Below are 12,051 nucleotides of genomic sequence, written 5' to 3' on the forward strand. Positions count from 1 at the left end.
ATAAAGGGCTTCAGCCCCAGGGTCCTCGTTGCGGTCGTAGGCAATCTGGGCGCGCCGATAAAAGCCTTGCTGCCAGTGCTGCATAATACGCTGGAGCAGCGGGAGCACGCCGTCTGGTGAGTCCATTTTGGACTCTTCGTTGTACTGCGTGTAAAAATCGGGCTGGGAGCGCTAGAATATCATCGCCGACGTCCCCCGGTCACAATAAGGGCTATCAATTATCCACCCCAGCACTTCCGGTCCATCGTCCCAATTGTAGATGTGAGCCATATAATGCAGCTCAGTCGGGCTGGTGATGGTGTCGAATAATGTCCGGTCAGGCTCTCTTTCTTCAAAGCTGAATTGAAAAAAGTTGGCTTCAAGGAAATTAGCGCGTTCCTGGGAAATAGCGTGCGCCATATTGAGTTGCTGAGCTAGGTTGGTTTTTAAACGAAAGGCAACATAAACAGCTGCTTGGACTGCGTTGCGTAGCCACCGTTTGAGCTTTCGTAACCATCTCTTGTACCTCATGGGTACGAATTAACAGGAATACGCAGTAGTACAAGCGCATCATGCATCTGCTCTGAACTTACTCAAGACCATCAGACGCCCTTCTAGGGGTATCGGACGTGCTTCCGAAGCCAGCGGCTGACTCGCAGAGCCGTTGGAACGATTTTCAGAGCCATTGGCTGACTTGCGGAGCCATTGGAATGATTTCCGGAATCATTGGACGCACTTCCGGGTGCGTTGACTGCCTTGCGGAACCATTGGAATGGTTTCCGGACGCGTTGGAAGCCATTCCGGAGCCGTTGACTGACTTGCGGAACCATTGGACGCACTTCCGGACGCGTTGAATGAGTTGCGGACCCGTTGAATGGCCTTCCGGACGCGTTGAACGACTGCAACCGGGCTACCCCGCCCCGTACAGCGCCTCCAGCGCCCCGCGCAGCTGCGGGTACTCAAACGCAAAGCCCTGCGCCAGCACCTTCTTGGCACTCACATTCTGCGAAGCCAGCACAATGTCGCTCATCTCTCCCATGGCCAGCTTCAGACCGAAAGCGGGCACTTTAGGCAGAATCAGCGGCCGGTGCAGCACTTCGGCCAGCACCTCGGTGAATGCCTGGTTGGTGACCGGATAAGGCGCCACCGCATTGTAGGTGCCCCGCCAGGCTGGGTCTTCCAGCATGGCGATGAATAAGCGGCATAAGTCGTCCAAGTGAATCCAGGACATGTATTGCTTGCCGCTGCCCAGCGCCGCGCCCGCGCCCAGCTTCACCGGCTTAGCAATCTGGGGCAGTGCCCCACCCGCCGTGCTCAGCACCACACCAATGCGCGGAATCACCGTTCGAATGCCCAGCGCCGCAATGGGTGCCGCTGCCAGTTCCCACTGGTGCGATACATCGGCCAGAAAGTCGTGGGTCGGTAGCGCCGGCGGCGTTTCCTCATCCACTAGCTTCTCGCCAGCATCGCCATAAATCCCCACTGCCGAAGCCGAAATGACTGCTTGCACATGGTGGCCCGGCTTGGCCAGTTCGCGGCTCAGCAGCGCCAGGCCGCCCAGCCGGCTGGTCATAATGTCACGCTTGCGCTCATCGGTCCATTTGCCATCGGCCACGCTCGCCCCGGCCAGGCTCACAATGTAATCGGCATAGGGAATGGCCGCCTCATCAATCGTGCCCGCCTTCGGGTCCCAGCGAAAGCTCTGAAAATGGCCACTCTTGGCTGGTTCCCGGCTTAGCAGCGCCACTTCGTAGCCACTATCAATCAGCATTTCGGCCAGGCGTGTACCAATAAGACCAGTGCCACCGGTGATGAGAACCTTCATATCTTTTAGCTAGTAGCTAACAGCCATTAGCTGTTAGCCTTTCAGTTGAAATATCAGGCTGCTAAAAAACTATCAGCTATTAGCTAACAGCTAAAAACTATTTGCCAATTTGGCGCAAAAACTCGCGCCGCAGCGCTTCATCCGTTGCAAACCGTCCGCTGTATTCGCTGGTCAGCGTCGAACTGCTGGTATCATTCACCCCACGGCTCATCACGCACAAGTGGTCGGCTTCGATAAGTACCGCCACATCATCGGTGCCGAGGCTCTGCTTCAGCTCCTCCGATACTTGGCGGGTGAGTCGTTCCTGCACCTGCGGGCGGCGAGCATAGTACTGCACCACCCGGTTCAGTTTGCTCAGGCCCACCACGTGGCTGCCCGGCAAATACGCCACATGCGCCTTCCCAATAATGGGCACGAAGTGGTGCTCGCAGCACGAAAACAGCGTAATGTCGCGCTCCACCAGCAGCTGGTGGTAATCATACCGATTCTCAAACAGGCGCACATCGGGCCGGTTCTTCGGGTCCAGGCCCTTAAACCATTCCTGCACATACATCTTGGCCACGCGGCGTGGCGTGCCTGCCAGACTGTCGTCCGTCAGGTCAAGCCCCAGCTCACGCATAATGGCCTCAAAGTGGCCACTGATGGCCGTTATTTTTTCCTCATCGCTACGCAGGAATGCATCGCTCCGAAGAGGCGTGCGCAAGCCCGCAGGCAAGTGAGCATCGGTACCCGTAGCCGGGCCGGAAGGGTTATCCATGGTATTCTACAAAGTTGCGGTCCGTCTCATATAACGTAACCGAAAGAGCAAGGCCAGCATCCAGGTGTGGGCGCAGGCGCCGCCAAATTACCACGGCAATATTTTCGGCCGTGGGGTTGAGGTTTTGAAAATCCTCGGTGTCCAGATTCAGGTTGCGATGGTCGTAGCGGTCCAGCACCTCACGCTTGATAAGGTCACTCAATCGTTTGAGGTCGTACACATACCCGGTTTCAGGCTGAATTTCCCCTGTCAGGCGTACAGTCAAATTATAATTATGACCGTGGTAGTTCAGATTATTGCACTTGCCAAACACGCGTTGGTTTTCTGCATCGTCCCAGGCAGGGTTGTGCAAACGGTGGGCGGCATTAAAGTGCTCGACACGGCAAACTGTTACTTGCATAGGCGGCTACAACCTGTTCTGTGGCTGCTTTGTTGCGTTCAACAGTACAAAAGACTGAATCACTATAATCAGCCGATAAAAAATTTGTGGAACTTAAAAATGGGATAATTGGACTAAATCAACAAAAATGGGGTTATTCCGAAAAAAAATTAGTAGAGGCAGAAGTTGGATAGAATAAAGGTCCTAAATTTGAAAAGCCGGACAGCAGGAGCCTTTCCAACGGCATCTCATACGCATTCTCTTAAAGTTCTCATTAGTTGTTATTACCATGAAACGTAGTTTACTCATCCTACTTCTAGTATGCCTGGCATCCTTGGGCGTCTATGCACAGAAATCGCCTGTTGATGAGGCGGATAAGTCCATCAACAGCATACCCCGTAAAGGGCAGCAAGTGAGCATGCAGCTCGATAACCGCAAGGTGGAAACCGCTTGGCTGAAGATGCTCGGCGACAAGTTTGGCAGCAAGCTGAAGAATAACAAAGGCGTAGTGACTCTAGACGGGGTTGTCATTGAAGAAATTGCACCTAACCCTATCCGCGTCATCAGCAAAGTAGATGCTACCCCCACCGGTACCACCGTATGGTGGAGCATCGACCTTGGCAACGCCTACCTCGGTAAGGATGCCACCCCCGTGCAGTGGAAATCAGCTGAGAAGTACCTCAAAGACTTCGCTCGTATGATGTACCGCGAAGACTTGGTATCACAGATTTCCGAAGCTGAGCGTGCCTTGGTAGCCTCGCAAAACAACCACATGGCGGTTATCGAAAAAGCCAACAACATCAAGAAGGACATTGAAAAGAACAAGGCGCGCAAAATCGAAATTCAGCAGATGCTGGCCGCCAACGCTGCTGAACTGCAGCAGTTCAATAACCTCGTCGACCTTAACCTGAAGGAGCAGGAAGCTGCTCGCGGCGACATTGTGAACATGCGCGTGGCCCTGGAGGCCGTAAAAGACCGTATGAACAAAATTGAGTAGTCGAACCCAGTTCGGTTGAAAACAAAAAGCTCCACCTAAACAGGTGGGGCTTTTTGTTTGGTCTTTGGTGCCAACCCAATGAGGTGAAACTACGTTGGCTAGAGCGACGGCAAACACAACCGCCATTAGCTAATAAAACCCACCCATGGAAAAGAAAGAAACCCAGCACCAAGTGCACCTCGATAGCGCTATTGGCCTGCTCACCGGCGACCTTACTCAACTGACCGAACGCGCTGGTCTCGACAATCAGCTTCAGCGTTGGATTGAGGACTTGAAAGATGCCAATAACCCCGCGTTCCATCAGTCAATTGTGGACCTGCAAGCACTGAAAGCGCACTTCGGCAGCGGAGCCCTTGATTTGAACGTGATTGCACCCCTCCTGGCCCGCTTGGGTACGCAAACTACCCAAGCTGCCAACTTTGCTGAAAACGTAAATACGGCCACGCGCGTGACCAAACTGGGCGAAGTGCTCACCGCTGTTGCGCAACAACTGCAAGGTGGTGGCACAGTAGAAGTTGACGGCAGTCTGCCGCAGGACTTTTCATCGCACAGCTAGGCTCCTAACATAGCGCTACTTAGCCAGCGCACAAACCTAAAAAAGCCGGCTCCACATGTGGAGCCGGCTTTTTCTATAAGCAACCGTAAGGCTGCGGCAGTTATTAAGCGGTAGCCTTGGCTACCTGGTTCAAGCGACGCTCTTTGATACGAGCTTGCTTGCCCGACAGGCCGCGCAGGTAGAACAGACGAGCACGACGCACTTTACCACGACGGATTACCTCGATTTTGTCGATGTTAGGCGACAGGAGGGGGAAGATACGCTCGGTGCCGATTTGGTTAGAAATCTTGCGGACGGTGAAGGTTTCGCCGTTCGAGCTAGGGTTGCGGCGCTGCAGCACTACACCCTGGAATTGCTGAATGCGCTCCTTATTGCCCTCGCGGATTTTCACGTGCACGTTAATGGTGTCGCCGGCGGCAAAGTCGGGGAAGCTGGCGCGGCGCTCCTGCGATTCGGCCTGGATAAAGTCAAGTAGTACGCTCATGGCTGAGAAATTGCGAAAGACGGCGCCGCCGTCGGGAATTAGTATTTTGTCGAAACGGAGCGCAAAGATAGCGCTTTCCGCCGAGGTTAGCAAGTGATTTGCAGAACATATGTTAGCTTGTTCACTGATTTGCTGTTAATTCGAAGCAGGAACAGGCGGAAACATGTTTTAGAGGAGCAAATCGGGTCGCCGCTGTTGGGTACGGGCCAATGCCTGCTCGTGCCGCCACTCCTCAATTTTGGGCGTATTGCCGGACAACAGAACCGCTGGTACGGCCTGCCCGCGCCATTCGGCGGGACGCGTGTACACGGGTGGAGCCAGCAAGTCGTCCTGAAAAGAATCAGACAATGCCGATTCCTCATTGCCCAGCACGCCAGGCAGCAGTCGTACCACGGCATCGACCAAGATGGCTGCGCCCAACTCGCCACCGCTCAACACGTAGTCGCCCACACTGATTTCGTGGGTAATGTAAGTTTGACGAATGCGCTCGTCGATGCCCTTGTAGTGGCCGCAGAGCATGATGATGTTCTGGAACAGCGATAGACGGTTGGCCAGTGGCTGGCGCAGGGTTTCGCCGTCAGGGGTGAGGTAAATGACGGCGTCGTACTCCCGTTCGGCCTGCAAGGTGTCCATCCAGGCGGCGATGGGCTCCACCCGCAGCACCATTCCCGCGCCGCCGCCAAACACATAGTCGTCAATCTGACCATGCTTGTTGACGGCGTGCTTGCGAAGGTCGTGCACATGAATTTCGGCTAAACCCTTGTCCTGCGCCCGCTTCACAATGGAGTGCGCGAAAGGACTGACCAGCAACTCCGGCAAGCAAGTGAGGATATCGATGCGCATGTTCTAACTGTTAGCTAAGAGCTTAGGGCTAGTAGCTTGTTATTGATTCTCTGAATGCCCTAGCCGCTCAGCTGGTGGCCAGCCGCTGATTTTTACGCTTCGTCAGCTTCGTCCTCCTGGCGGGTACTAGGCTTGAGGTACACATCGAGCAGGCCGTCGGGCAGATTCACGTAAATCTCTTTTTTCTCCTGATTGGCGTGGCTCACCAGCTCATCAACCACCGGAATCAGGACTTCCTGGCCTTCGTAGCGCATGGCCAGCATGTCCTGCTGGGGTAGCTCGTAGAAGTTCTCTACGGTACCCAACGGGCCCAGATTTTCATCAACCACCGTGAAGCCGATGACATCGTGGAAGTAGAACTGGTCGTCTTCCAGCTCCGGCAGTTGGGCCAGGGGCAGGTGGAGTTGAGAACCTCGCAGAGGCTCAGCCTCCTCAATGCGGTCGATGCCGTGTAGCTTGAGCAGCACGCGGGCCCCAGGCTGGGGCTGCACTTTTTCAATTTTGTGCTCCACCAGCTTGGCAGGAGTGCCGGGCAGGGCCAGATACACTGTTTTAAGCTTGAGGTAAGCGGCAGTGTCGTCCACATCGAAATGAGCTACGACATGGCCGCGCAGGCCGTGCGTCTTGAGGATGTAGCCGAGCTGATAAGTTTCGTCGAGGGTCATAGCAGGAGGAAGGAACGAAAAAGAGTTTGAGGGTTGCCAGCCGGTCCGGCTCACAACTCCCAAACTCTTTCGATTTTTAGGTGCCTGAAAACTACTCGGCAGCAGCTTCGGTAGCTTCTTCGGCGGGAGCCTCAGTAGCTACCTCAGTAGGAGCGGGAGCGTTGGCAGCCAGCAGCGCAGCAGCTTTCTGACGCTGGGCTTCGGCGCGGGCTTCTTTTACCTTGGTTTCAGCATCGAAAGCAGCTTTCTTGGCGGTTGCCTTAGCATCATCGAGGCCGGTACGCTTGCCTTCGATTTTGGCGTCCTTCTCTTCTTTCCAAGCGCTGAAACGCTGGTCTGCAACTTCCTGGGTGATTGCACCCTTATCAACACCCAACTGGAGGTGACGACGGTAGAGCACGCCGCGGTAGCTGAGCATGGCCCGAACAGTGTCGGTCGGCTGTGCACCGGTCATCATCCAGTAGAACGCACGGTCGGCGTCGTAGTTGATGGTGGCGGGGTTGGTTTGGGGGTTGTAGGTACCGAGCTTCTCGATGAAACGGCCGTCGCGGGGAGCGCGGGCGTCAGCTACTACGATGTCGTAAGTCGCGGCCTTTTTGCGGCCACGGCGGGCGAGGCGGATTTTAACTGCCATAAACCGGTGGGGTTGTGTGACGGAACTCGTCCGTCGGGTGAGGGTTTCCCGAAATTGGGAGTGCAAAGGTAAGGACTCTTCGGGCAGTATCCAAGCAGTGACTACCTTAAAAACAAGGTGATTGGCCGTGGGCAAGGACTCTATCAAACAAGCCATTTATGGCCGTAAGATTAATTGTTCAGGGTGTGTAAGGTACGCAGTTGCTGCTCGTCTGTGAGGAAGAAAACAGGGCCGTCGGACAGTCTGAATGCCTTAGTTGCCGCTCAACCCAATGAAAATACGCCGACTCCCTTCTTCGCCTAGCATTTTTAGTAGCTTAACAAGTACGCGGGCCGGGGTACTCGGCACGTTGGCGAGCCTGCTGGGTACCATAGCGCAGGCTCAGCAAGTACCCAAAACGGTGCTGGTTGAGCATTTCACCAACACCGTGTGCAGTATTTGTGCAAGCCGAAATCCGGGGTTTTACCTCAACCTGCGGCAGCAGGTGGGAACGTTGCACATTGCCTACCATCCCAGCTCACCGTACCGGGCCTGCATGTTTAGCCAGCAAAACGTGGGGGAAAATGATGCCAGAACCAACTTTTATGGTGTGTATGGCGGCACCCCACGCCTCGTGCTCAACGGCAGCGTACTGCCGGCCGGACAAGACTATGCTGCCCCGTCCCTGTTTATTCCTTATCAGGCGCAAACCAGCCCTTTTGCCGTCGCAGTTGCTATCCGGCCCTCAGGCACCGACTCCCTGACGGCCACTGTGCGGCTAACCACACAGGCAGCGCACAGCTACAGCGGGCTGACGCTTTATGTAGCGCTGGTGCAGGATACGGTTTTTTACGCTGCGCCAAATGGGGAGCAACGGCACTACGACGTATTTCGCAAGTCGTTCACGGGTGCAAATGCGCTGGCTGTGGTTCCGGCTGCAGCTGTGGGCGGGAGCGTGATGATGGTAAAAACGGTATATAAAGACCCGAGTTGGACAGCTAGCCGGCTTTATGCTGTGGCCATTGTGCAGGATGCAGCCCGTCAAGTGGTGCAAGCCAGCGCTTCACAACACTTTGGCAGCATAGTAACCGGGGTGCGTACCACGGTGGGCAGCCCAGCCTTAAGGGCCTACCCAAATCCAACATCCGGCAAGCTGCAGTTGGATGTAGATGCCGCGTTACGAGGTAAAAGTGTGTTGATTTACAACGGGGTGGGTCAAATAGTGCGGCAGCAAATAATGCGCGAGCCCACGGAGTCCCTCGACGTGAGTACGCTGCCAACCGGGACTTACCTTGTGCGCATTGCCAAGGATGATGGCCAGCAAGCATCGGCGCGTTTTGTGAAGGCTGACTGATATGCTACCCTGACGCAAAAGAGTCCCACGTCGATGTCGGCGCGGGACTCTTTTGCGTCAGGGTAACGACGAATTTCTATGCCGCCATGGCTTCGCGCTTGGGCTTGGCCTGCTTGGAAATCGTGTTCAGGTTCATGTTTTTACGCTTCACCTTGATGATGCCTACTTTGTCGAGGCCCCAGATGGCGACGTAGGTTGGGTCGAATTCCCACCACTTCACACCGAAGTTGACACGCATGGGCAGCTTGTGGTGATTGTTCTGAAACAGCTCGCCAAAAGCCAGAAAATCAAGGGCCAGCGTGTTACGGGATTTGTCGCGGTTGTCGAAGTTCTGGTAGCCGTACTTGTGGCCGCCCCAGTTCACGATAGCGCCGTGGATGGGACCCATCAGGAAGTGGATGGGCAGCAGCAGGTATTGCCACCAGGCCGTGGCGAAGTTGATGTAGAACAGCACGTAGGCCGTGCCCCAGGCCAGCCGCGAATACACGGTGCCACCGAATTTATCGAGCCAGCTCCACTCCGGAATGTCGCCCTCAAAACGCTTCGCGCCCTCGTGGTTGTTATTAACCACATCGTTGTAAATCACCTTCGTCTTCCACATCATGTCGAACGCGTTGTTCGAAAAGTGCGGCGAGTGCGGGTCCAGCTCGGTATCGGAATAAGCGTGGTGCATGCGGTGCAACAGCGCATAGGCCCGGGGCGAAAGGAAGCTGCTACCCTGGCAGATATAGGTGAAGAGGAAGAAGAATTTCTCCCAAAACTTGTTCATTGTAAACATTTTGTGCGCCGCATAGCGGTGCAGGTAAAACGTCTGTGTGAACAGCGATAAGTAATAATGGGCAACGAAGAAAACGAGAATAGCCATAAAGGGTGCTTAGCCTGAACTGACCGCACAAGCAAAACGCCGACGCTTAGGTTCAGTGGAGTTAACGCAAAATTACGGCCAGCAAGAAGGCAGGAGGATATTCAGTATCAGAAGGCCAAAATCTTGCACATGGCTCGAGTACTGTGCAACTGCGCTTCAGCCCGCGTTTAGTTCTCACACTAAAGAATGAGTTACTTGCGCTGACGTGAGGCAAGACAGCGCTTCGCGTTACCCGAGCCTGACGGCGCTATTTGGAATACTCGCGGGCAGTATCCCAGTGCGGGGCATCGGGCAGGGGCGCGGTAAAGGTCATGGCCTCCTTGGTGACGGGGTGCTGCAATTCCAACTGGCGGGCGTGCAGGGCAATGCTCACATCGGGCAGCGGGGCGATAAAGCCGTACTTCACGTCGCCCACGATGGGCGTGTTGAGGCCGGTAGCCAACTGGGTGCGAATCTGGTGCGGGCGGCCCGTCACGGGGTTCACCTGGAGCAGGTAGCGGTTGCCGGCGGGGCCCAACAACTCGTACTTCAACTCGGAGCGCAGGCCCTGGCCGTGGGCCGTGGGGTAGGCTTTGGTGACGTTGCGCACGGTGTCCTTCACCAGCCAGTGTATTAGGGTGCCGGTTTCCGGGACGGGCGGCTTGCCGGTAAGGGCCCAGTAGGTTTTATGAATCTTGTCGTCGCGAAACATCTCGTTCAGCCGGCTCAGCGCTTTGCTGGTTTTGGCCAGAATGACGATGCCCGAAACCGGCCGGTCGATGCGGTGGCACACGCCTACGAAGGCCTCGCCGGGCTTCTTATACTTGAAGCGCAGGTACTCGGCGGCTTTTTTGGAGAGAGGCTCGTCGCCGGTGGCGTCGCCCTGCACGAGGATGCCAGCGGGCTTGTTGATGACGAGAAGGTGGTTGTCTTCAAACAGAATTTCTCTGCCTTCGGACCACAGATTGGGACGATTCACGCGAAAATGCGGGCGGGGTTGAGTGTCAGCAAGAGCGGGCCAGGGCCCACTCGGGGGCTACCGCACGTCATCAGACCACACTCACCGGGTGCTCCGCTCTTGCCATTGTGGAAGCGAAGATACGAACCCGCGCGGGAGCGTAATCAGACTGCCGCCTGGGCTTACCTGGGGCCTAGGCCGCTGCTGGCTCCTGCGGCAGCTCGGGGGCGGGGTTATACCAATCCACGTTGCGCGAGAGGAACATCACCGTACCCAACACAAACACCAGCCCGAGGCTGCCCACCAGCAACGCATAGTCCTGCAGCTGGAGTACCACAAACAGGAAGCCGTAGACCAGCGAGAGCACACCGGCCGTCACCAGCGTGAGGCGGCGGTGCCGGAAGCTGGCCGCGGCATAGGCCGTCACCAGCCCCACGATAACCAGCGCCGAGAGTGCATACGCTGCATTGAACGGCATCTGCTCGGCCAGTGCCAGCAGCAGAACGTAGAAAATGACCAGCGCTAATCCCACCAAAATGTACTGGAATGGATGGAAGCGCCGCCGGTTGAGCACCTCCACGAAAAAGAAAATGAGGAAGGTAAGCGTGAGCGGCAGCAGAGCATATTTGGCGGCGCGCATGGTTTTCTGGTACTCGTTCACCGGCACCAGCAGGCGCACGCCAAAGGTGGATTCATCCACGGCGGGGCGGTCGGTGTCGCTGCGCCAGTGCTGCGGGAAGTTGCGGTTGAGGTGGAGTACCTGCCAGTCGGCGGTGAACTGCTGGGCGCTGAGGTTGCGGCGCACGGGTAAGAAGGCCCCGATAAAGCTGGGGTCGGCCCAGGGCGCGCTCAGGTGCAGGGTGGTTTGGCGACCGAGGGGAGCCAGCAGCAGCCCGGTGCTGCCGTTGAGGGTAAGGTCAAAGGAAAAGGTGTGACGGCGGCGAAGCGCGTCTTCATCGGGCATCGGGATGGCCACGCTGAGGCCATTGGTCGATTGCCCTTGGCTTTGGTCATCGTCACCGTCGCCCATGTATTTCGAGTAACGTCGGCGCTCGTTCAGCACCGTGTTGAACTGCGTGGTGACTGTCGGCGCGGTGCCGGAAGGCAGTACTTCGGCGCTGGGTACACCGGGCTCGAACGGATGGCTCCGGCCGTCCCAATTCAGAGCCAAGCCGTTGCGTATGCCTTTCATATCAGAAATGCCCACAGATACAAAGGCTTCGGACCAGCGTACCGCCTCGTTTGGCACGCCCAGGTCGGCGAGTGGCGGGGCCTGAAACGCCCCCTGCACGTGAAGGCCCGCTTGGTACACCACCGCCTCGTAGATGCCGCGGTGTCGACGCTCGGGGGCCAGCGTGCCGGTGGTGGCCAGCGTATCGGGCAAGAGACTGAGGTAGCGGGTTACTTCGCTGACTTCGCCTTTTTCGCCTACTGTTCGGGCTGTGTAGGGTAATACCAGTACGGGGCCTAGCACCAGTTGAGGCCCACCCCACTGGCTGCTGATTTCAGCCGTGGCAGCGTCGCGGTTTTCGGCCCGCTCCGTAATGAGGCCCTCCACCATGCTAGACGGAATGAGCAGGAGCCCCAACAGCACCGCAATGATGATGAGCTTGATGGTAATCGACCAACTCACCGAGGAAGTGAGGCGCGAAGCGGGGGTGGAAGGACCCATAAGGAAGGCATTGAAGCACGTTGCGGGGCGAAGCTAGTGAGGCAGCCCGCAAAGCGGATACGCCTTCGTTCAGAAAAAATAAATCAGGCCGGGCCTCGGGCACGCTTCTGCGCCCGAGGCCCGGC

At 56.4% G+C, this 12,051-nt stretch carries 14 protein-coding genes; 3 read left to right on the top strand and 11 right to left on the bottom strand.

Annotated features, from left to right (window positions below):
- Positions 1–171 precede the first annotated feature (171 nt).
- The 4 genes from J4E00_RS20325 to J4E00_RS20340 all read right to left on the bottom strand — a co-directional run bounded on the left by J4E00_RS20325 (position 172) and on the right by J4E00_RS20340 (position 2,961).
- Positions 172–510 (bottom strand): DUF4274 domain-containing protein, encoded by a 339-nt coding sequence (locus J4E00_RS20325; RefSeq protein WP_208177105.1) that lies wholly within the window; start codon positions 508–510, stop codon positions 172–174.
- A gap of 379 nt (positions 511–889) precedes the next feature.
- The gene (locus J4E00_RS20330) at positions 890–1,804 is read right to left on the bottom strand and encodes a TIGR01777 family oxidoreductase (protein ID WP_208177106.1); all 915 of its coding nucleotides are present in this window, start codon (positions 1,802–1,804) and stop codon (positions 890–892) included.
- Between the two features lie 97 nt (positions 1,805–1,901).
- Positions 1,902–2,561 (bottom strand): GTP cyclohydrolase I FolE, encoded by a 660-nt coding sequence (folE, locus tag J4E00_RS20335; protein WP_208177107.1) that lies wholly within the window; start codon positions 2,559–2,561, stop codon positions 1,902–1,904.
- A complete protein-coding gene (locus tag J4E00_RS20340) occupies positions 2,554–2,961 on the bottom strand; it encodes a 6-pyruvoyl trahydropterin synthase family protein (RefSeq protein WP_208177108.1) in 408 nt (135 codons plus the stop codon). The genes folE and J4E00_RS20340 overlap by 8 nt, the downstream gene beginning before the upstream one ends.
- Positions 2,962–3,229: 268 nt before the next feature.
- On the opposite strand from J4E00_RS20340, the gene J4E00_RS20345 reads away from it, so the two are divergent.
- Positions 3,230–3,937 (top strand): DNA repair ATPase, encoded by a 708-nt coding sequence (locus J4E00_RS20345; RefSeq protein ID WP_208177109.1) that lies wholly within the window; start codon positions 3,230–3,232, stop codon positions 3,935–3,937.
- Between the two features lie 145 nt (positions 3,938–4,082).
- Positions 4,083–4,493, top strand: a complete 411-nt coding sequence (locus J4E00_RS20350; RefSeq protein WP_208177110.1) for a hypothetical protein — start codon at positions 4,083–4,085, stop codon at positions 4,491–4,493.
- Between the two features lie 103 nt (positions 4,494–4,596).
- Here J4E00_RS20350 and rplS read toward each other — a convergent pair whose 3' ends face one another.
- The 4 genes from rplS to J4E00_RS20370 form a co-directional block, all read right to left on the bottom strand.
- Complete coding sequence (gene rplS, locus J4E00_RS20355; protein WP_208177111.1) at positions 4,597–4,977, bottom strand: 50S ribosomal protein L19; 381 nt, start codon at positions 4,975–4,977, stop codon at positions 4,597–4,599.
- A gap of 168 nt (positions 4,978–5,145) precedes the next feature.
- The gene (gene trmD, locus J4E00_RS20360; RefSeq protein WP_208177112.1) at positions 5,146–5,820 is read right to left on the bottom strand and encodes a tRNA (guanosine(37)-N1)-methyltransferase TrmD; all 675 of its coding nucleotides are present in this window, start codon (positions 5,818–5,820) and stop codon (positions 5,146–5,148) included.
- Between the two features lie 92 nt (positions 5,821–5,912).
- Complete coding sequence (gene rimM / locus J4E00_RS20365; protein WP_208177113.1) at positions 5,913–6,485, bottom strand: ribosome maturation factor RimM; 573 nt, start codon at positions 6,483–6,485, stop codon at positions 5,913–5,915.
- Between the two features lie 91 nt (positions 6,486–6,576).
- Positions 6,577–7,119 carry a 30S ribosomal protein S16 gene (locus J4E00_RS20370; RefSeq protein ID WP_208177114.1) on the bottom strand — a complete coding sequence of 181 codons (543 nt, stop codon included), beginning with the start codon at positions 7,117–7,119 and terminating at the stop codon, positions 6,577–6,579.
- Between the two features lie 271 nt (positions 7,120–7,390).
- On the opposite strand from J4E00_RS20370, the gene J4E00_RS20375 reads away from it, so the two are divergent.
- Positions 7,391–8,452 (top strand): T9SS type A sorting domain-containing protein, encoded by a 1,062-nt coding sequence (locus J4E00_RS20375; protein WP_208177115.1) that lies wholly within the window; start codon positions 7,391–7,393, stop codon positions 8,450–8,452.
- 76 nt (positions 8,453–8,528) lie between these two features.
- On the opposite strand, the gene J4E00_RS20380 is transcribed toward J4E00_RS20375, so the two are convergent.
- The 3 genes from J4E00_RS20380 to creD all read right to left on the bottom strand — a co-directional run bounded on the left by J4E00_RS20380 (position 8,529) and on the right by creD (position 11,926).
- The gene (locus tag J4E00_RS20380) at positions 8,529–9,317 is read right to left on the bottom strand and encodes an acyl-CoA desaturase (protein ID WP_208177116.1); all 789 of its coding nucleotides are present in this window, start codon (positions 9,315–9,317) and stop codon (positions 8,529–8,531) included.
- Between the two features lie 247 nt (positions 9,318–9,564).
- Positions 9,565–10,275, bottom strand: coding sequence for an RluA family pseudouridine synthase (locus tag J4E00_RS20385; RefSeq protein WP_208177117.1), 711 nt, complete (start codon positions 10,273–10,275; stop codon positions 9,565–9,567).
- A 172-nt stretch (positions 10,276–10,447) separates the two neighbouring features.
- The gene (gene creD / locus J4E00_RS20390; RefSeq protein ID WP_208177118.1) at positions 10,448–11,926 is read right to left on the bottom strand and encodes a cell envelope integrity protein CreD; all 1,479 of its coding nucleotides are present in this window, start codon (positions 11,924–11,926) and stop codon (positions 10,448–10,450) included.
- Positions 11,927–12,051 lie beyond the last annotated feature (125 nt).

Origin of the sequence: Hymenobacter negativus (genome assembly GCF_017571495.1) — a bacterium.
In the GTDB taxonomy this organism is placed as follows: domain Bacteria; phylum Bacteroidota; class Bacteroidia; order Cytophagales; family Hymenobacteraceae; genus Hymenobacter; species Hymenobacter negativus.

Coding starts and splice junctions, on each gene's coding strand:
- folE (WP_208177107.1), bottom strand. CDS start 2,561: ATGGATAACCCTTCCGGCCCGGCTACGGGTACCGATGCTCACTTGCCT.
- J4E00_RS20380 (WP_208177116.1), bottom strand. CDS start 9,317: ATGGCTATTCTCGTTTTCTTCGTTGCCCATTATTACTTATCGCTGTTC.
- creD (WP_208177118.1), bottom strand. CDS start 11,926: ATGGGTCCTTCCACCCCCGCTTCGCGCCTCACTTCCTCGGTGAGTTGG.
- J4E00_RS20345 (WP_208177109.1), top strand. CDS start 3,230: ATGAAACGTAGTTTACTCATCCTACTTCTAGTATGCCTGGCATCCTTG.
- J4E00_RS20330 (WP_208177106.1), bottom strand. CDS start 1,804: ATGAAGGTTCTCATCACCGGTGGCACTGGTCTTATTGGTACACGCCTG.
- trmD (WP_208177112.1), bottom strand. CDS start 5,820: ATGCGCATCGATATCCTCACTTGCTTGCCGGAGTTGCTGGTCAGTCCT.
- J4E00_RS20370 (WP_208177114.1), bottom strand. CDS start 7,119: ATGGCAGTTAAAATCCGCCTCGCCCGCCGTGGCCGCAAAAAGGCCGCG.
- J4E00_RS20340 (WP_208177108.1), bottom strand. CDS start 2,961: ATGCAAGTAACAGTTTGCCGTGTCGAGCACTTTAATGCCGCCCACCGT.
- rplS (WP_208177111.1), bottom strand. CDS start 4,977: ATGAGCGTACTACTTGACTTTATCCAGGCCGAATCGCAGGAGCGCCGC.
- J4E00_RS20375 (WP_208177115.1), top strand. CDS start 7,391: ATGAAAATACGCCGACTCCCTTCTTCGCCTAGCATTTTTAGTAGCTTA.
- J4E00_RS20350 (WP_208177110.1), top strand. CDS start 4,083: ATGGAAAAGAAAGAAACCCAGCACCAAGTGCACCTCGATAGCGCTATT.
- J4E00_RS20325 (WP_208177105.1), bottom strand. CDS start 510: ATGAGGTACAAGAGATGGTTACGAAAGCTCAAACGGTGGCTACGCAAC.
- rimM (WP_208177113.1), bottom strand. CDS start 6,485: ATGACCCTCGACGAAACTTATCAGCTCGGCTACATCCTCAAGACGCAC.